A 19,873-nucleotide genomic window follows, 5' to 3' on the forward strand; every position below is an offset into this window, starting at 1 on the left:
GCTAGAAGGGAGAAAGTTTTTTATCATGCTTTTATCCGGTTTAATAATATTAAATAAATTAAATCTCCCAAAATAAGTAATTATCAAAAATTAATTACACACACTCTATATGCTGAATAGCCTATACTATAAAAATCACAGGGAATAAAATTAAGTAATTAATTTTGCCTAGACACCTATGAGGCTAAAATAAAAAATTATTCTAGATTATAAATTTAGAGTTTATTTGATATTAGTGAGGTAAACCCCTGGTGGGAAAGATGACCGCACTAGAAAATTAAACTGGTAGCCCTAAAGATGTAATGATATTGGTTGTTAGATCCCTTCAGTTTTCTGAAGGTAGACTAGGAAAATCATTACTTGTTTACCACTACTATATAAATAGAAAATTTACGCTATGAAGTTTCTGTACCATATTCAAACCTTCAACATATTTTATAACCAACACTGGTATAAAGAAAAAGAAATAGATTATCTTGGTGAAAAATGACCATAAAATAAGGTTTCAAGCTACTCCTTTAAATGAGATAAAAGTCGTTAAGGAATAGGAAAGTTTTCCGCTATTGCAAGGCAACTCCGCGACATAAAAAAACCATTTCCTTCCTTTGCCTAGCTTTCCCAGGAAAGGAGACTAACTGATAACTGAAATGACCTTTAATACAATTAAATACGTATTAATTTTTAGGAAATTGGTGAGTTGAATAATCTTAACATTGCCAAATTTTCAAAAAGCTGAATAGTATCAAGTAAACATCATCAAAACGTAGGAATTGATCTGAAATAAATGCAAATTCGTCGTCGTCCGCCAAACCCAGCAGTAGAAATGGGTAACTTACGTTATGAAGTCTCTGTACCAGAGTCAAATGCTCAAAATATTCTAGAGGAAATAGTTTGGTATAAAGAAAAAGAGGTAGATTATTGGCGCGACAAAAAACCTTTAATTGAGTTAAGAAAAAAAATTAACTTAATGCCTCCTCCTCTAGATTTTTTGACTACATTATCAATAGGAAAAACTCAACCTGCTGTAATAGCTGAAGTGAAAAAAGCTTCTCCTAGTAAAGGAGTAATTAGAGAAGATTTTGAACCAGTTACTATTGCTAACTCATATCAGGAAAACGGCGCAACTTGTATCTCTGTTTTAACAGATAAAAAGTTCTTTCAAGGTGGTTTTGATAATTTGGCAAATATTAGGGCAAATGTTAATTTACCACTACTCTGCAAAGATTTCCTAATTTATCCATACCAAATCTACTTTGCTCGTTTACATGGAGCTGATGCTGTACTATTAATAGCAGCAATTTTATCAGACCAAGACTTAAAGTATTTTATCAAAATAGTTAATTCTTTAGGAATGACAGCTTTAGTTGAGGTTCATACTCTGAAAGAATTAGATCGGGTATTAACAATAGAAGGAGTTAAGTTAATTGGTATAAATAATCGAAATTTAACAGATTTTTCAGTAGATTTACAAACAACTTGTCAACTGATGGAAGCTAGGAATAAAGAGTTAGAAAAACTAGGCGTTTTAGTGGTAAGTGAATCTGGAATACATACACCTGAAGATATTAAAATAGTTAGAAATTCAGGGGTGAATGCTGTTTTGATCGGTGAATCTTTAATCAAAAAAACAAATCCAGGTACAGCATTATTAGAACTATTTCCTGAAAAGCAAGGTTAAGATTAATTTCTATTTTTGACTAGGAAAAATAGTTTATATTCTGGGTATTTATAGCGCTACGCCCTAGAAAATAGGGAATAGTAAACTGTCAAAGGGTTTCAGAATTTAGAAATGTCAAATAGCTTAATACGTAGCGCTATACCTCTAACGTTAGATCGATATCTGATTGAGAGAAATGAAGTAATCTAATACCATTTTAATAAATTTTTACTACAAATAAGAAATATAAGATAAGTATTCAGCTATCAACAATTATTTTTATATTTTACAAGCATTCTTTTACTTAAGACTTACCTATACTATTTGTAATATTCTTTACCTTAAATTGGTATATAGCCCACATTCCTCACATCAAGTTCTAGTATTCAAAGTAGTAGAAAAAATTGGGAATTAATCAGCATTTATACTGTATATATCTTATTCATTTTCATTCACCTTTCTGTTGAGTCAAATCGAGTGCCAAATATTCAGCATAAATACTTGGGTGTTGCCAGATAATTAGCTAAAATCATTTCCTACTGACTACTTGCACTTAATACTACATTTTGAAGTGCGTAATGTATGATATAGCGTTTCTCAAGTTACTGAGGCAGGGTTAGTTTTCTTCTTTTCTATTCCTATTAAACCCCAATTACTACTCCCTACTGCCGAAAACAAACTAATTTTTTACCTTACTTTATAGATGGGAATTTCTATAATAAAAATCTCTAACATATATTTTATGATGCAACCAATACCAGTCCCCTCTCGTATTCATTATGAACTACTACTTCAGTTATTAGAAAAAAAGACAATCTTAGCAGTAGATTATCAGACAACAGAGTATCAAAAAGTTCAAGAACTTATTGTGACAGTTAGAAAAGCTTTAGCACTGCAAAAACAATTAGAAGAAAATTGCAAACAAGCAAATTTACTAATAGAATATCACTGGTCTCTTAATGAAGCTGAAAAATATTAACTGATATACCAATATTAGGCGTTAGTGAAGGGTGAGTATGATCCTGAAATTAGGGATAGACAGTAAGAAGAGGTTGTAATAAAATGCCTAGTAAATAAGTAGTTTCAAGAATTGAGAATTGAGAATTGAGAATTACATCTTCTTTTCAAGGAGACGATTGACGGACAGGAAAATTTTGATTTATTATCCCCTTAAAAGGGGAGGCTTTAAACCACAATATTTCGGTAAGGGGTGAATATTGATAACTCATAATAATACTTATGCAACACCCAATATTACATTAGTTTGACTTGATTTAGTAATGCTAAAATTGAAATCGAAGTGTTTTAAAATATGACTCCTGATTTGGTGATTTATACCAATTTTAAAAAAGAATGTTACCAATAGTAAGGGCAATAAAAATATTTTACAGGAGACTTAACCTTTGACAAAAAATATGATTTACCAGTAAAAAAAATGTTATATAAGCTATTAATTCTGACTCCTGACTCCTGACTCCTGACTCCTAAAAATTTCCCTAGCTATTTGTAGCAAACATTTATCAAATTGGTATTATGAGTATACTAACTAGGGTGTTCTGAATTTTTTTTACTTCCTAGAGCGAATAGGTAATATCATTTTTGAGGTTTAACTCTAAGCATTCAACTATTAACAGCCAGGAATAAAAATTAAAGATTAATTGGCTGTTAGTCATATCATTCTCTAAAATTTTCTCAGGAAAAATTGATAATTTGTTCAGTCGATAGAATACCCTAAACTGATGTGCTTTGACTAATGCTTTTACTAATATTTTTAATTATCTCTACAGTCTTTCAATATTGATTCATCTTTCATCTAGCCATAAGCTAAAACTTCAATTTCTGCACTTTATTTTCAATGCTTCAGTAAAATACTTACGAAAAGATAAATAAATCAATAATTTTTCTCAAAAATTTGACCATAACTAGACCTTAAAGACAGTATTTTATTAAGCTTTTAGACTTCATTCAAAGCCTTAAGTATAATCAAAAAATTAGGTAAAAATTACTGAAAAAATTAATAATTTTAAATTAAATAACTATGCAAGAATTAATCAAAAAATAAAATACTAAAATTTGCCAAATTTCCCAAATTTAAAAGTTCAGGAATCTTAAAGAAAAAGTAAGCTTTTTCTGTGACACACTTCTGTATAAATGAACATAGACATCGACGAAGTAAAACACAACAAAGGAACAAAAAAAATGGATGATAAACTGATGTTAATGATTCCTGGGCCAACTCCAGTGCCGGAGACAGCATTACTAGCTATGGCTAAACATCCAATAGGCCATAGAAGTGGTGACTTTTCCAAAATTATGGCAGAGGTAACAGAAAACCTTAAATGGCTGCATCAAACAAAAAATGATGTGCTGATTTTAGCATCTAGTGGGACTGGAGCTATGGAAGCAGGTATAATTAACTTCCTGAGTCCAGGTGATCGCGTATTATGTGGATGTAATGGTAAGTTTGGCGATCGCTGGGCAGAAGTAGCAACAGCTTATGGCCTCCAAGTTGAGAAAATCACAGCAGAGTGGGGCCAAGCTCTAGACACAGAAGAATTTCGTCAAAAGCTAGAAGCAGATAAAGACAAGCAAATTAAAGCGGTTATTTTTACCCATAGCGAAACTTCTACAGGTGTTTTAAATGATGTAGAAACTATTAATAGTTATGTCAAAGCTCATGGTGAGGCTTTAATTATAGTAGATGCTGTCACAAGTCTTGGGGCTGTCAACTTACCAATAGATGAGTTAGGTCTTGATATTGTTGGTTCTGGTTCTCAGAAAGGTTACATGATACCTCCTGGTTTAGCTTTTGTAAGTGTGAGCGCTAAAGCTTGGAAGGCTTATGAAACAGCTAAGTTACCACGTTACTATCTCGACTTAGGTAAGTATCGTAAAGATGCAGCTAAAAATACTACACCCTTTACCCCACCAGTAAATCTATTCTTTGCTTTGCAAGCTACACTTAGAATGATGCAAGCCGAAGGGTTAGAAAATATTTTTGCTCGACATGATCGTTTAAAGAGGGCAACTCGTGCAGCAATTAAAGCTTTAGGGTTACCCTTACTAGGTATAGATGCAGTAGCTAGTTCTGCTGTTACAGCAGTTGCTCCTCCACCAGAAGTAGACGCAGAAAAAGTGCGTGCTCTGATCAAAAAACGTTTTGATATTGCTTTAGCTGGTGGACAAGACCATCTGAAAGGAAAAATTTTCCGTATTGGACATTTAGGCTTTGTCTGTGAAAGAGACATTCTGAATGCGATCGCTGCCTTAGAAACTACTTTGGCAGAGTTGGGATATGAATCTTTTACTCCAGGGGCAGGTATAACTGCTGCTTCTAAAGTTTTAACCGAATCATAATTAAATTGGCAATTTAGTAGTTAGTAGTAAATTGTGAAGATGAAGATATTAATCGTCAGATTGAGTGTTTACTACTAGCTACGTCTTCAAAAACCAAATTTCACTATTTTATTTTTATCGGGTTGAAATTTAGTTTTTAATTAGACTTACATTTACTATTTGGAGTAGTTGTGCTCTTTATATTTAGTTGAAATCATAAGTGTCTTGTAGCCAATCAAATATTTTATCTAATTGTTCTAGAGTAACCAAACCGTATTGCCACAAAATCATCGAAAAAGCATTAGAGTCTGGTTGAGTACATGATAATTCTGAAGTAACACTAGCTCGTTCAGCAACTGCTATGGAAGCTGAAGAGATAGATAATTCATTTTGCAAAAAATTGATAAAGCGAGCATAGTTTGTTGATGTCATATTTCTGTTCACCTCCTTTTTTAAGAGACCATTTCCTGTGTAACTTTTATTTTTAATAAAATATGTACGTTACATCTTTGAGAGAATTTTCCAGTCAATGGAATTAATATTTTTTACCTTGACTAAGCAATTGTTGACTATCATAAAGTCAATATTTTTATGTATAAAGCTAGTATCAGCCAGTTTTTGATCTGTTCTATAGCTAGAAATTTTTTATACCATTTTTCCATTAAGTTGCACTTAATAAAAGATGAGAGTAGTCAGTATAATCAGGTCTGAGCAATAATTAGGGCTGGCTGATTAACTCTCAAAGTTTTTACAAATAAAGGCTTTGGTCTTTTTGGATCTAAAAAAGTACAAACTTTTCGATCGCTAAAGGTCAAAAAGTTAGAAGTTTGAGCAAACAAGGGTGGAAAAATCAAAGGACAAATATATCCAACTACCTCCTCTATAATTCCCATTTCTCTTGACTGCTGTACGTCGCTAATTCGACGGCTTCCCTACCTGACTCCTACCCTCACTCATAAGATTTTTTCAGTTAGGTATATTGTTACAAAAATGGTATTTAGAACCAAATTCAAAAACTTTTTTGATGAACTAAACAAAAGATGGAAGTTACCTATCAAAACAACAAGATAGCCTTAGCTTCCTTCGGTTTGGATCTACATAAGTCTCCGTTGCCATTCCGCAAAATAAGATAGATTTTAGTTAAATTAGAATTACTCAAAATATATACTGCTAGACTGAAGGTACTTATGCACTTAATACAGTTATGTCAAAGTCTACTACAATTAGATTGTCAATTTGTACAAGTATCAAACACCTTAATAGATTAGTGCTATTATATAGAAGCTAAAAAAGCAGTCAGCTTTTCAATTATTTGAAAGGATATGTTTTAACCTTCTCAAAAAGTTTGATTTCGCTGAAACCAGATGTTTTTGAATAGTAGTCAGTAATTACGGTTCATCAATCCAGAAATACTTAACTTTAACTCAGAGCTAGTTAAAACTAACTTACTATTACTATCAGTCACAATTAGAGAAAACTTGCTATTGAATTCTAACTACTTAAGTTAAAAAACATAACTAGTTATAGTATAGGGTTTAAGTAGTGATGTTTAATTAAAACTATTACCACTTATGAGGCGAACCTTGCTCAAGTCATTTGATTATACAATAACTTTACCTGGATGCTTGTATATTATATTTGACTCACAATACAAACATTCTTTGTAGTTATTTTTGTGCATAAAAACATATTACTAAGTTTTTAGGCCAGCACAAAATTCGATCTCTCTCACACCAATTAAATCAACCCAAGGACATAGACTATCAACAAGGCAAGCTTTCCATTGAATCAACAGAAAATTAGGTTAATCAATGTAATTTGGTATTATAGTATAGCAAATTATAATCTTACTGTATATAGCTAGTAAGTAAAATAATAAAAAGTTTTCTTAAATTTTGTCAACATAATTTAGAATTTCGTTCTTCTAGGAGTTGCAGTTATAGATTTAGAATATAAGTAGTTAGGGACGATTAAAGCAATGTATATTTAGTTTTGTAAAAAAACTGAAAGAAGGTATTTATAAGCTGTTCATTGGTTTTCAATTTTGTTATTTATGTTGATTTTTTAATTTTGATCTACTTAGGGGTTGTCATTATAAGTGAAATACAATATTTTTTCTCTTACCTATTTCCTATTCGATAAAATCCAAAACCTTTATCTCTCACTAAATTAATAAATGCTATTTTAGACAAAATTTTAGTTTGCTGGTATTTTTCTTGTCTTTACTACTGATTTGCCTTACCTATTTAACATCAATTCCTCAAAGCATCTAATTTTTAGTAATTATTATTCGATTTCCAACCTTCAAACCTAATTCCGTGACACGTCCTCCCCGTACTTCAATAACTCGATCTACTGGTACACCAGATCCATATACAGGGCAAGGATCGGTTAAACAAGGAGGAACATCAACAGTAATCGCCTTAACTACACCAGACCGAATAAATATCATATCAAGAGATATTTTGCAATTTTTCATCCAGAAGTTAACTTTCCGAGGTGGGTCAAAAGAGAATAGCATTCCCCGATCATCAGCTAATTCAGTTCTATACATCAGACCCATTGCTTGCTCTTTAGGAGTTTTCGCCACCTCCAAATTAATTATTTGACCAGATATTTGAGCTTGAGCTGTAATTGGCAATACCTGGCCTTGCTGAGATACCTGAAAATTTGATGGGTGTTGAGCTTGTTCTTGAATACTAATAGCCTGTGAAATTTGAACAAATGTTATTTGTAGCGAAAAGCCAAGCAAAAACAGAATTATTCCAGACTTAAATAAACCAAACTTACTACCCATAACAGAATCTCAAATTTTCTAATAACTTGTAGTTACCCAATTATTAATTATTAATAATTAAATAATTCGGGTTTAAAGCCTCCCCTTGGATAGGGGAAAAAAAGTGCTAGGATATTTCCTTATCTTCAATTCCCGAACGGTTTTAACCAGAGGTAATTATCAATTATCCATTATCAATTAATGAAATATCATTCTAAGTTTCTCTCAGAACATACCCAATACCACGGACAGTCTGAATTAATCTCTTCTCACCTTCTCCCTCAATTTTCAGGCGCAAATATCTAATATACACCTCAATTACATTAGACTCACCTAAGAAATTATAACCCCAAACATTTTCTAAAATCTGTTCACGACTCAATACTTCGCGAGGATGCTCCATTAAAAACTTTAACAGCTCAAATTCTTTCATAGTCAATTCAATACTACGACCATGACAAAAGACCCGCCGACCACCCAAGTCCAAAATTAAATTCCCAAATCTCAACTGATCTTTGTCTAATGTACTAGGTTGCAAATAAAAGCTAATTAATTGTAAAAAGTCATCACTCCGATAAGGCTTGAGAAAATAATCATCAGCTCCAGACTCTAGACAAGCAACACGATCTTCGACTTGGTCGCGAGCCATCAAAAGTAACATGGGCATTTTATTACCCATTTTCCTCAGATTACTACACAAAGATAGTCCAGATTCCCCCGCCAACATTCTATCAATCACAATTAGAGCAGGTTTAAGCTCCATAGCTCTATGAATACCTAAACTAGAGTTATTAGCAACAATTGGATGATAGCCTGACTCTTTTAAGTCCAAGCTCACATATTGGGCTAGAATTTCATCAGTCTCTATTATTAAGACAGAACGATTTTGGTCAACAGTTAGTGTACTCATACTAAGACTCACTTATAATGTAGACTACTTGAATATAATCCTGATTTTTTTAACATATTTGAGTTAGTCTAGCACTGAGAATTGTTACAAAAAATGAGAGAAAGGTATTGTGTGTTATCCTCAAAAAAGTGCAAAAGTATTCAACTTCCTTCAAAACTTAGCTATTTAAGTGATAGATTTATTCTGAAGACTAGAGCTATGAGTTTTTCCACACCAATGCTAGTACACATAAAAACTCTGAGCATTAAGTACGAAATACAAGAAAAAACAAGTTTTTTGAAGGTTTTTAACTTTACCGAGAAGTATATTAATTTAAGGCAGTTCTACAGAAGCTGGCTTGGCAATATGTGGTAGTCCCCATCCCAGTTTCTCCCGGAGAATGTGAAAAAACTCCGGTGGTTTAAGTCTAATAAAACGTGCTTTATACTGTGATTGTTTGACTCGTACCCTATCTTCAGGCAGAACATAACATCCACCATTACCATCTACAACCATCATCAGACGATTTGGACTTGCTGGAAAAACAGTTACAGCTTCAGTATCAGCAAAAACTAAAGCACGGGATGCAAGAGAATGAGGACAAATAGGTGAGAGCTGTAAGACTGAAACTCCTGGAGTAACAACAGGACCTCCTGCGGATAAAGAATAAGCAGTAGAACCAGTAGGAGTAGAAATAATAATACCGTCAGCAGCAATATCTATAGGAGCGTGCCTACCAATTTTAACTTCAAAATGGCACATACAAGTCATCGGTTCCCGATGCAAAACCATTTCATTTAAACAGAGAGCTTCCCACAATAACTCATCATTTCGGAACAGACGTACTTCTAGCATAGTCCGTTCTTCTATTTCATAATTTCCTGCTAGAATCTGTTCAATAGCTGGGTATAACTGATTGACAAAAGTTTCAGTCAAGAAACCCATGTGACCTGTATTAACGGTTAAGAGTGGGATACAAGAAGGTGCTGCTTGACGAAATGCGGACAGAACTGTACCATCTCCTCCTAAGACAATGGCAAATTTCATATCCTTTGTAAAGCCAGAAGGAACTAGCTGGTCTATCGGAGTATGACATACAGGACGTTCTAGATGAGGAGAACCTAAAATTCCCTCTGCACCATTGGTGACTTGAACATCATAGCCATCAGCTTTTAGCTTGTCTTTTAAGTCATTAGTTATGCGACAAGCTATGGGTTTAGCATCGTTATAAATTATTCCTATTTTTGACACTCGAAAAAATCTAGTTCAGGGTGGTTATAGTTCATAAAAATATAGTCACATAAGACATATCCTTATTTTGCCAGTTTTACCCTGACTGGGTGAACTACAACACCCCGCCAGTTGCTTCAAGTCGGGGAACCCGCCCAACGCACTGGCTCCTCTATCCCATGGCCAAAGACATTTGGGACTGCTTTTTGTATTCCTCTTTTTATGATTATCTCCCTGATTCAATTTCTGCTTGGTCATAATACAGAGGCTTGGACGTAGGTTCTTATGTGTCTAGAGGTAGCGTGTAAGTCCAGGAATTTCACCCTATTGAACTCAGATCGGTGACTCTTGAGGCTATTTGATTTTCTATTATTACTAACAAAGTTAGATTATCTCAATATTTGCCCAAATTTCTGGAGACAAAAGACTATATTTAACTGTGTATGACTATATTTCTGTTAAATGTTTATGATACCGTTTCACAGAAGTCAAAAGTCAGATTTTATAGAATCAGAACTTTGACGCTCCAGTAATTTCAGGAAATTATTTCACATATTATAGTTTGTATACTTTGAAACTATTTGTGACATCCTTACAGTTAGAAGCTTTAGAAGAAGAAAGGTTTGTTTTTAGAGGTTGTTTTTCCTGATTTTGCTTGCTCGTATTCTATTTCCTTCAACTTTTTCATAATCCGACTATAGTATTCTTGTAGATAAGACTCTAGGGTGGTTATTTCTTCAGGATTAATGCCAAATACAGGATAAACATCATCCATAGAAGCTGTTAAAGGCTGACCACTGGCTAATACTTCTGCAAAAGCTAGTCTATCTGCCACATTCCAACCCCATTGAAATGACCTGGTAAACTGACGGAATATACGCAATAAGTTAATGTTAGTGCGCGTTACTTTGGCCTTTTCACCAGAAAGTCGTTCACACATCCTAATAATTTCGTTGGCATCCCAAGCCCGAGGTCCTACAACTGGAAAACTTTTATTTTCTGTTTCGGGAACTGAAAGAGCGCGGATAGCAAATTTAGCAATATCTTGAGTATCCATATATGCAATAGCTGTTCCTTGACCAGGTACCCAAACTGCTTCCTTATCTAAAATTGGCACTGCATATTGACCTATTAAGCCTTGTAAAAAGCCACAGGGTTTTAATATTGTGTATTTTAATCCAGATTCAGCAATAAAAAGTTCTGTACATCGCTTAATTTCTAGAAGAGGAACTTGGGGATATTTTTCTGCATTTAAAAATGAGAAAAATATGAAACGTTCAACACCTTGAGCTACTAGAGCTTGAATTAGTGATACTTTTCCTTCCCAGTCTACCTGTTTAATACTCAGAGAGTCTGTTGGTCTAGAAGTTGAAGCATCTATTACTGCATCAATTCCTTCCAAAGCAGGTATCAGACTTTTAGGCTTACAGAGATTTCCTCCTATTAGTTCGGCTCCCCACTCTTTCAAGAAGGATGCTCTACTATAACTTCTGATTAAACAGCGTACTTCATAACCTTCATCTAGGGCACGACGTACTATTTGCCTACCAAGAGTACCAGTAGCCCCTATAACCAATAGTTTCATAAAAGTTTTGTTATTTATATTAAAGAGTCATTAATCACTTTACCAAGTTTATCTCATTTTTTTACAAAACTTAACATTTTGAGTAATATTTTTATTCTTCACTTTAATTCCTTAAAAGATATCATACTACCATGATTAGCATTCCTCACTTAATAAAAATAAGGGAATACTGCTAAGTGCTTATATAGCAATGAGCATTCAGCAAAGTTTGTATTGTTGTGACACACCTAAAATGTTCCAATAGTAGGGGCGGGTTCCCGTTAACTTAAAATTGCTCAATATTTAATCAGATGAACCCGCCCCAACAATTTAATGCACAAAATTAGCTGTGTCAGTCCAGTCTGGTGCGTATTTACGGCTAAAATTTAGACTGTGAAAGGCATGTAGCAATCCGTCGCAGAGAACCATTTTAGTTGTGTCAGTCTAGTAGTGGTATACCTTAAACTTGGAAGGTAATTATTCGCCTCCTTGTAATTTAAGTAAGAGGAAGCCTCCTGCTAAACCAATCAAGATTACAGAAAAAGACAAAATTGCTGCATTGAAAATCTCACCACTCATGTTCTTAGATACTCCTATACAAAGTGTATATGTATTTTAAGCTATGATGAAGACACCTGTAAGTGAAATAAAAAAGACAATTCCTCGTTTAGCACTAACTATTGGAGACCCTGGAGGTATAGGGCCAGAAATAGTTCTCAAGGCTTTAGTAGATATGAGGCTGACAGAAAATTGTGATTTGACAATAGTTGGCAGTCGTCAAATTTTGCAAGAAACCTATCAAAAATTATCTCTCGAAAAACTTGTCAATTGGGAAAATTTGAAAATTTTAGATGTAGAGTTTGATGGAAAGTTAGAAAATATTTGTCTAGGTAAAGGTAATGCTGTGAGTGGGGAAGCTAGTTTTTGTTATATGGAAAAGGCGATCGCCCAGACTTTAGCTGGAGAGTTCCAGGGTATTGTGACTGCTCCTATTTCCAAGACTTGCTGGCAGATGGCTGGTCATAAATATCCTGGACAAACGGAACTTTTAGCAGAAAAAGCAGGAGTCAAAAAATTTGGAATGTTATTTGTTGCTCGTTCACCCCACAATAATTTTGTACTTCGCTCCCTTTTAGCCACCACACATATACCATTAAGTCAAGTACCACTTGTTTTAACACCAGAGTTAATGAGTTGGAAATTAGAATTACTGGTGGAAAGTTTACAAAAGGATTTTGGCATTTCCAGGCCCAAAATTGCTATTGCTGGCCTAAATCCTCATAGTGGAGAAAATGGGCAATTAGGAACAGAAGAACAAGATTGGTTGATTCCCTGGTTGGATAAAGAAAGTGATCGCCGACCAAATATACAGCTTTATGGGCCAGTGCCACCGGATACGATGTGGGTTAAACCTGGTCAAGCTTGGTTAGGTTTAAAAGCAAATACTTACGATGCTTATTTGGCACTTTACCATGACCAAGGTTTAATTCCGGTAAAACTCATGGCTTTTGATTTAGCTGTTAATACTACGATTGGTCTACCATTTGTTAGGACTTCTCCCGATCATGGTACAGCATTTGATATAGCAGGTCAAGGTATTGCTGATGCTACAAGTATGAAAGCAGCAATACGGTTAGCTAAAGAGTTTATTCTACAGAGAATTTCAGTAGCTAGGTGTAATTAAATGTTGAAAAAAATTGTAGGGGCAGTTCGCAGTTTCAATTAATACATCAATATTCAATCAAATAAACCCGCTGTAATGCTAATGCACAAAATTAGCTCTGTCAGTCCAAAATATCTAATTATGATAATTTTGAAAAAAATGTAAGAGGGTGGTTTAACAGAAAGGCTTGACATAAGGTCAGTTTAGTTGAGTTTATTAAATCCGCTCTACACTCGTTACATTTACTTATTATCAGCTCTTAGGAGTCAGGAGTAGGAAGTTAAGAATTATCAAGGGGAGGTTTAAGCGACCTAAATGAAGAGAGCAAATATTAATAATGGTTTTCCAGGGAATTTGAATGTAATACCAACTCTAAACAGTAGCGCTATAGTTGAAAATTAACTCAACTACCTTAGTGTTAAGAATTTTTTCTCTAGTTTATACCCTCTAATAACTTAGAATATCAAATTCAGTAGCATTAGTGTAATTACATATAAAGATGTGAGAAGAGTGGGGAGGTAAGGGAAAGATTTGGCAATAGCGCTCAGATGGAACATTTTTTTATACCGAATTCAGCTGATTTGATATAACACCTATACATTTTTTAACTGAAAATTTTCCTTGTATAGATTGACAGCTATTTGACGACTCTCTTTGATCTAAGTCCCATCAATTGAAATAATTAATAACTTACCTTTTTTGAACTTTGGGTCAAATGTCCGAGATAATATAGCAGTCACCACTACTATTTAGGACATTCTCAAATATAGGCCGTGCTGCGAATTTGGCTTCTGACTTCTAACTTCTGGCTTCTGCGATACTTATGCCCAGAGTAGTTGACTTAGTGAATCTATAATCTAAAATAGAAAATATACAAATAGCTAGTATAAAGAAGCCGACAAATTTTATTGTTAGGTAAAAATACTTGCTAATAAAATTTTGTTTTATCTCAATCTTCTAGGAAAAAATTAGGGAATATAGGAAAAAATCAATACCTAAAAATATACCTATTAAAGTATGAGCCAGCAAAAAATTAAATGCTTAAAAACTCAAAAATTATCTTAGATAACCTAGAAGAAAATGTCCTTTTCTATGCAGGGAAAAATGGATTATGAAACTTTAGGGAAAACAGGAGGAATTAGCACAACTCCTGGAACACCACAATGGGCACTTGCGATTAAGTTAAAACTACAATCTGTTCTAAAGAAAAGTATAGTTGCTAATGCAGAACAATTAAAGGCATGGCGTGAATTAATGAAACAACCAGCAGCTTATCAACAATTACTTGATGAGCAAGGAAAACCATTTAATAGCTATGAAGAATTATGTCGTGCTCAACCACCTTATGGATTAGGTTGTGAACCGAAAGAAATTGAAGAATTAATTAGCGGACTAGAATCAACTGAAACAACAAAAGTTGACATCCCAGAAGATCCACTTAAAGATTTAGGAAATCCATCAAATTATTTTCATAAATTCGCAAAACTTGTGGAAGCTTGCCCAGATAATCAAGTTTTAAACGCATCTAAAATAGGAGAAATATTAGATTATGCTCATAGCACTGCTCAACTATGGAGAAAACGATGGGAACATTTGGGATGGTTGGAACAATCAAAAAAAAGTGGGAGAGGTTTTTACCAAATTACTGAATCAGGAAGAATTGCGGTAAAAAATTGGTTGGAACAACAACCAGAAGGTAAGTTAAATAAAGAATTATGGGTAGTAGTTCCTAAGAATTCTCAAAAGGCAGCAGAAAAGTTAATTAAGTCATTTGAAGCTGAAGATTTGAGAGAGATTTACAAACTAATTGGAGAATCTTTGATGAATGTAGAATTGAAAATTGAGAATTGAGAATTGAGAAATTTAATGATTCTGAATCATCAATTATAAACTTTAATAGTCTATGTCACATTTATAAATCCATCTTGTTTCATTTATCAGGATGACTATTTTAGGATTTTTAACTATAGAATTTTTGTAAGTGTTAAATATATTGATTAGTAAAGTTAATGATAGGAAGTAATGACAGAAATTTCAACTGAACAAATGCTTTATTTGCTTTATACGTTTGCCTACTCAACAGTTTCTCAAAGACTTTGATGCAGAACCAGGATTATTAGATAAACTGAATTGAGACAGAATTAATCAAGACACTTTAGAATCAAAGTTCTTTAAATTTTTTGTAAATCTTGGTGTAGATTTAGCTAAATTGTTTCTTAACTTGATATTCAGAATAAATAAAGTTTCTCCAGGATTTGCCTTTGCGTATCTTATAGATGAGTTAGATTCATTGATAAAAGATAATAACAACAATGAAATGGAAGAAGCTCACCTGATTTTTGAAAATCTATTACAGCGGATATCCGATGAATATAAATCGAAGATACCTGTACTAATCTACTTGGTAGGAACAAAAGAAACATTCCAGTTATTTATTAAGGAGCAAAACTCTGTATTGGAAACTTTAATCACAAACAAAATCATCAGCCTTGGTCCAGGTTCAGAAAAAGAAGACAAAATGATTAAAGAAAAAATAGACGAAAAGTTTATAGGAGCATATAAGGGATATAAGGATTTTGACTTTGCTTGGCAAGAAATTCAGAACATACCATTGAAAAAAACTGAAAATTTCAGAGCATTTTGTCAAGATTATGCTGGGGAAGTCTTAAAAGTACACGAAAAGTATTTTCCTGAAACGCCAGAACAAAAATTTGAAGGTTATGCTAGTGGAATAGTTGAGGCAAAATGTCGAGAAGAATGGGGAAAATATTTAAAACAGAAAGCATATACATTATCAACAGTTGAAACGACAAAAGAACTTCAAGGCAAAAAAGGAGAAAAACACGCTTTAGATTGTTATGTAGAATTACTTCACAATGGTACACAAGTAGCTAGAGGTTTTGGTGAGGCAAAAAATTATGAATTGTTGAGTTCTCACTTAGAAATATTTAGTGATTGGTTGAAAGATTTTGAATTTAATTCACATCCTTCAGATAATACTCCTCCAGATTTAGCTTTTATGATTGCCCCTTCATGTCCGTCACTCTTAGAAAAAAAGTTAAAATCGAAAAATATTGAATTTATTCAAGCAGATAAATCACCTCCAATACCTAAACCATCTCCAACACCTCCACCATCTGGAATTAACATTAATACAGCAAGTGAATCAAAATTAATAGCTGCATTTAGAGGTTCAGGTGTCTATAAAAAATCTATTCAACAACTAATAATAAATAGAGAAAATAATCCCTACAAAAATTTAACTCATTTGGTCTCTGACCTCAAAACTACCAAAAACAAAATCAGCAAAAAACAAGAAGCAAAACTTCAATAAAAACTTGATAAGGGTGGAATTTACTTCTAAAATTAAATTTACTATTCACAAATCAAAAATATGAAATACCCAAAACAACCTCTAACATATCCCATCACTGACAAAACAGACATAGTAGAAAATTATCATGGTATTCAAGTTCCCGATCCTTATCGATGGTTAGAAGACCCAGACTCAGAAAGAACTCAAGAGTGGGTAAAATCTCAAAATGAAATTACCTTTAATTATCTGGCAGAAATTTCCGAACGAGAAACTATCAAAAAACGACTAACTCAAATCTGGGATTATGAAAAATATAGCGTTCCTTTTAAAGAAGGCGATCTCTACTTCTATTTCAAAAATGATGGTTTACAAAATCAAAGTGTTTTATATACTTTACCGACTCTAGATGCTGAACCAAAAGTTTTGATAGACCCTAATAAATTATCAGAAGATGGAACAGTTGCTCTTTCAGGAATTGCTATTAGTAAAGATGGCAAATTAATCGCTTATGGTATTTCTAAAGCGGGTTCAGACTGGCAAGAATGGCGAATTAAAAATATTGAAACTGGAGAAGATTTACCAGATTTTTTGCAATGGATAAAATTCTATCGACCAACTTGGAAAAATGATAATCAGGGTCTGTTTTATAGTCGTTATGAACAACCAAAAGAAGGGGAGTTAAAAGAGACTAATTATTTACATAAGGTTTACTATCATAGTTTAGGTACTTCTCAAGATGATGATGTACTAATTTATGAAAAACCTGACAAAAAAGAATGGAGTTTTAATTGTTATGTCACAGAAGATAACAAATATTTAATTTTGACAATTTGGCAAAGCACAGACCGCAAAAATTTGGTTTTTTATCAGGATTTAACTATCCCAGATGCGCCAATAGTAGAACTAATTAGTGAGTTTGAAGCTGAATACCGTCTGATAGATAATGATGATAATATCTTTTGGTTTTTCACAGATTTTGATGCTCCGAAAAAACGAGTTATTGCCATTGATATTAATAATCCCCCATCTCCTTCTTTAGTAAAAGGAGAAAATCAAGATAAATGGCAAGAGATTATTCCCGAAACAACAGATACATTGCAAGGAGTAGGCACACTGAATAATCAGTTTGTTGCTTTCTATTTAAAGGATGCTCATACTCAGATAAAAATATTTAATCTTGATGGTTCCGGAGTCAGAAATATAGATTTACCTGGCATTGGTTCGGTAGGTGGTTTTTATGGCAAACGTTACGACACAACCACATTTTATAGTTATGTTAGTTTCACAACTCCGTCAACTATTTATCATTATGATATGGTGACTGGAGAAAGTGAAATTTATCGCCAATCAAATGTAGATTTTAATCCCGATAAATTTGAAACAAAGCAAATTTTTTATAGTAGTAAGGATGGGACAAAAATTCCCATGTTTATTATTCACAAAAAAGGCATAAATCTGGATAGCAATAATCCAACTATTCTGTATGGATATGGAGGATTTAATATTTCTATCACTCCCAACTTTTCTATTAGTAGATTAGTCTGGTTAGAGATGGGAGGTGTTTATGCAATAGCCAATATTCGTGGAGGTGGAGAATATGGTGAAGAGTGGCATCAAGCAGGAATAAAACAACAGAAACAAAATGTATTTGATGACTTTATTAGTGCTGCTCAATGGTTAATAGAAAATAATTGGACTTGTTCTAAAAAATTAGCTATTACTGGTGCAAGTAATGGTGGTTTATTAGTAGGTGCTTGTATAACTCAAAGACCAGAATTATTTGGTGCAGCTTTACCTGCAGTAGGAGTAATGGATATGTTACGTTTCCATAAATTTACCATTGGTTGGGCGTGGGTTGGTGATTATGGTTCCCCAGATAATCCAGAAGAATTTAAAGCTTTATATGCTTATTCTCCTCTACATAATTTAAAGCCAAAAATATCTTATCCTCCAACTTTAGTTATTACTGCTGACCATGACGATAGAGTTGTTCCAGCTCATAGTTTTAAGTTTATTTCTGCTTTACAAGAAGTTCATATAGGAGATAATCCAGTATTAATTAGAATTGAAACTAAAGCCGGACATGGAGCCGGAAAACCTACTACGAAAATAATTGAAGAAATTACAGATGAATTTGCTTTTCTGTTGAGAAACTTTGAGATGGAATTGCCTGAAAATTTTGGTAATTAATTTAAGTAAAGTTAAGTCTAAGTAGAAATGTTTGATTTAATTTTACCTGGGTTATTTTTAGCAAAAATAAAGAGCTGATTCATAAACAAAATATCAAACCAGCTCTCATTATAGCTCATCAACATCTATATCAATAAGGATCTTAGTAGAATATGAATTATTCTAATAATTCATTTTGCTCTATTTTGAAATACAAGCAGGTCTACTACTTTCCTGAATCATTTGCCACCGTGCAACGCCTAATTGTTTTTATTTTGATACTCTAACACACCAAGATACATAAAATTAAAATTTAGGGTTAATTTTTATCTGGTTTAAATATAACTACTATAAATTTAATTACAGTTTCTACAAAAACAATAATACTTTTCAAGGGATCGTTAATGTACCTCACGCCCGGTGAAAACCTCTATATAGACTTTCTCAAGCTTATGAGGTAAACCTCTATCTTTAGTTTCTTTTATATTCCCTATTCCCTATTCCCTGTTGCCTAAAACCTAGAATTTTGTACCTCACCAGGATGAGAATTGCTATATTTAAACCTCTTCTGATCAAGTACCTAAATCTCATTATTGTGATAATATTCCACAAGAAAATCTCTATTTTTCCATAAAGACGATTTTTATCTACAGTGGGAAATACGCCGACTTTCTTTTTTTTAACTTTAAAAATTATCCGATAATTGGTTAGATAAATTTTCCCATCAATGTATATAAATTTATTCTTCCTACCTCTAACATTAATAACTCTAACCCATAATTGGTTTAGGGTGTTTAGAGGCTTACTGATTTTATATTCTTCAGTGTTAATATAGCAATGAGCGCTGGTGTGTTTACATGATACAAATAATTACTAATGTAGTAAATTCAAAGTATTGGTAATATTAGTAGAGCTTTGTATTACACTTGATGATAATAGTAGTATGTAAATATGTGAGCGCTCATTGCTATATATATTGAAGCACCATAGATCAAAATAATTGTTTAATTATTAAGCAGTTCTTAATCAAATAACTTGTTTTCACTAAGTAATGTTTCTTGATTGAAAGTCATAAACTTAATTTATTATCTCTTGGGATATTTGAAAAATATTCATTAGCATAAATATTTATTACGCTAATGAATATTCCTTTTTGCAATGGTGATAATCTACAAGTAGACTGTTCCTTTTTATCAATGAGTTTTTATTGATTTCCCTTCTGAAACACCCTTTTATTTAACTTGATGTGAGTTATTACTTTTGATAACCCTAA

14 protein-coding genes are annotated in these 19,873 nt (G+C 33.1%); 7 read left to right on the forward strand and 7 right to left on the reverse strand.

The window, feature by feature from the left end:
• Positions 1-784 precede the first annotated feature (784 nt).
• The 3 genes from trpC (at position 785) to ACP6PL_RS13455 (ending at position 5,014) form a co-directional block, all read left to right on the forward strand.
• Positions 785-1,678: an indole-3-glycerol phosphate synthase TrpC gene (gene trpC, locus ACP6PL_RS13445; RefSeq protein ID WP_426545767.1), complete on the forward strand. Its 894-nt coding sequence runs from the start codon at positions 785-787 to the stop codon at positions 1,676-1,678.
• 721 nt (positions 1,679-2,399) lie between these two features.
• Positions 2,400-2,636 (forward strand): DUF5340 domain-containing protein, encoded by a 237-nt coding sequence (locus tag ACP6PL_RS13450; protein ID WP_426545768.1) that lies wholly within the window; start codon positions 2,400-2,402, stop codon positions 2,634-2,636.
• 1,220 nt (positions 2,637-3,856) lie between these two features.
• A complete protein-coding gene (locus ACP6PL_RS13455; RefSeq protein ID WP_426545769.1) occupies positions 3,857-5,014 on the forward strand; it encodes a pyridoxal-phosphate-dependent aminotransferase family protein in 1,158 nt (385 codons plus the stop codon).
• A 183-nt stretch (positions 5,015-5,197) separates the two neighbouring features.
• Here the strand turns inward: ACP6PL_RS13455 and ACP6PL_RS13460 are convergent, their stop codons facing one another.
• The 7 genes from ACP6PL_RS13460 to petM form a co-directional block, all read right to left on the reverse strand.
• The gene (locus tag ACP6PL_RS13460; RefSeq protein WP_426545770.1) at positions 5,198-5,425 is read right to left on the reverse strand and encodes a DUF2949 domain-containing protein; all 228 of its coding nucleotides are present in this window, start codon (positions 5,423-5,425) and stop codon (positions 5,198-5,200) included.
• Between the two features lie 269 nt (positions 5,426-5,694).
• Entirely contained in the window at positions 5,695-5,886 is a 192-nt protein-coding gene (locus tag ACP6PL_RS13465) for a hypothetical protein (RefSeq protein ID WP_426545771.1), read from the reverse strand.
• Between the two features lie 1,376 nt (positions 5,887-7,262).
• Complete coding sequence (locus ACP6PL_RS13470) at positions 7,263-7,790, reverse strand: DUF192 domain-containing protein (protein WP_426545772.1); 528 nt, start codon at positions 7,788-7,790, stop codon at positions 7,263-7,265.
• A gap of 193 nt (positions 7,791-7,983) precedes the next feature.
• Positions 7,984-8,679, reverse strand: a complete 696-nt coding sequence (gene nblR, locus ACP6PL_RS13475; RefSeq protein WP_426545773.1) for a response regulator transcription factor NblR — start codon at positions 8,677-8,679, stop codon at positions 7,984-7,986.
• A gap of 312 nt (positions 8,680-8,991) precedes the next feature.
• Positions 8,992-9,909 carry an NAD(+) kinase gene (locus ACP6PL_RS13480; RefSeq protein WP_426545774.1) on the reverse strand — a complete coding sequence of 306 codons (918 nt, stop codon included), beginning with the start codon at positions 9,907-9,909 and terminating at the stop codon, positions 8,992-8,994.
• A 586-nt stretch (positions 9,910-10,495) separates the two neighbouring features.
• The gene (locus tag ACP6PL_RS13485) at positions 10,496-11,473 is read right to left on the reverse strand and encodes an SDR family oxidoreductase (RefSeq protein ID WP_426545775.1); all 978 of its coding nucleotides are present in this window, start codon (positions 11,471-11,473) and stop codon (positions 10,496-10,498) included.
• 456 nt (positions 11,474-11,929) lie between these two features.
• On the reverse strand, positions 11,930-12,031 hold the full coding sequence (petM, locus tag ACP6PL_RS13490) for a cytochrome b6-f complex subunit PetM (RefSeq protein WP_063823346.1): 102 nt from the start codon (positions 12,029-12,031) through the stop codon (positions 11,930-11,932).
• Between the two features lie 46 nt (positions 12,032-12,077).
• Here petM and pdxA point away from each other — a divergent pair, with 46 nt between their 5' ends.
• The 4 genes from pdxA to ACP6PL_RS13510 all read left to right on the forward strand — a co-directional run bounded on the left by pdxA (position 12,078) and on the right by ACP6PL_RS13510 (position 18,621).
• Positions 12,078-13,136 carry a 4-hydroxythreonine-4-phosphate dehydrogenase PdxA gene (pdxA, locus tag ACP6PL_RS13495; protein WP_426545795.1) on the forward strand — a complete coding sequence of 353 codons (1,059 nt, stop codon included), beginning with the start codon at positions 12,078-12,080 and terminating at the stop codon, positions 13,134-13,136.
• Between the two features lie 1,059 nt (positions 13,137-14,195).
• Positions 14,196-14,966 carry a hypothetical protein gene (locus tag ACP6PL_RS13500; RefSeq protein ID WP_426545776.1) on the forward strand — a complete coding sequence of 257 codons (771 nt, stop codon included), beginning with the start codon at positions 14,196-14,198 and terminating at the stop codon, positions 14,964-14,966.
• Positions 14,967-15,432: 466 nt separating this feature from the next.
• Positions 15,433-16,449, forward strand: a complete 1,017-nt coding sequence (locus ACP6PL_RS13505; RefSeq protein ID WP_426545777.1) for a hypothetical protein — start codon at positions 15,433-15,435, stop codon at positions 16,447-16,449.
• Positions 16,450-16,509: 60 nt separating this feature from the next.
• A complete protein-coding gene (locus ACP6PL_RS13510; RefSeq protein ID WP_426545778.1) occupies positions 16,510-18,621 on the forward strand; it encodes a prolyl oligopeptidase family serine peptidase in 2,112 nt (703 codons plus the stop codon).
• The last annotated feature ends 1,252 nt before the right edge of the window (positions 18,622-19,873 follow it).

The organism is Dapis purpurea BLCC-M126, assembly GCF_050015975.1.
Lineage (GTDB): Bacteria > Cyanobacteriota > Cyanobacteriia > Cyanobacteriales > Microcoleaceae > Trichodesmium.

Bases quoted from the DNA above. Each gene is read 5' to 3' on its own strand.
- ACP6PL_RS13470 (WP_426545772.1), bottom strand. From the start codon at position 7,790: ATGGGTAGTAAGTTTGGTTTATTTAAGTCTGGAATAATTCTGTTTTTG.
- pdxA (WP_426545795.1), top strand. From the start codon at position 12,078: ATGAAGACACCTGTAAGTGAAATAAAAAAGACAATTCCTCGTTTAGCA.
- ACP6PL_RS13450 (WP_426545768.1), top strand. From the start codon at position 2,400: ATGATGCAACCAATACCAGTCCCCTCTCGTATTCATTATGAACTACTA.
- ACP6PL_RS13500 (WP_426545776.1), top strand. From the start codon at position 14,196: ATGTCCTTTTCTATGCAGGGAAAAATGGATTATGAAACTTTAGGGAAA.
- ACP6PL_RS13455 (WP_426545769.1), top strand. From the start codon at position 3,857: ATGGATGATAAACTGATGTTAATGATTCCTGGGCCAACTCCAGTGCCG.
- trpC (WP_426545767.1), top strand. From the start codon at position 785: ATGCAAATTCGTCGTCGTCCGCCAAACCCAGCAGTAGAAATGGGTAAC.
- petM (WP_063823346.1), bottom strand. From the start codon at position 12,031: ATGAGTGGTGAGATTTTCAATGCAGCAATTTTGTCTTTTTCTGTAATC.
- ACP6PL_RS13485 (WP_426545775.1), bottom strand. From the start codon at position 11,473: ATGAAACTATTGGTTATAGGGGCTACTGGTACTCTTGGTAGGCAAATA.
- ACP6PL_RS13460 (WP_426545770.1), bottom strand. From the start codon at position 5,425: ATGACATCAACAAACTATGCTCGCTTTATCAATTTTTTGCAAAATGAA.
- nblR (WP_426545773.1), bottom strand. From the start codon at position 8,679: ATGAGTACACTAACTGTTGACCAAAATCGTTCTGTCTTAATAATAGAG.
- ACP6PL_RS13510 (WP_426545778.1), top strand. From the start codon at position 16,510: ATGAAATACCCAAAACAACCTCTAACATATCCCATCACTGACAAAACA.
- ACP6PL_RS13505 (WP_426545777.1), top strand. From the start codon at position 15,433: ATGGAAGAAGCTCACCTGATTTTTGAAAATCTATTACAGCGGATATCC.
- ACP6PL_RS13465 (WP_426545771.1), bottom strand. From the start codon at position 5,886: ATGGGAATTATAGAGGAGGTAGTTGGATATATTTGTCCTTTGATTTTT.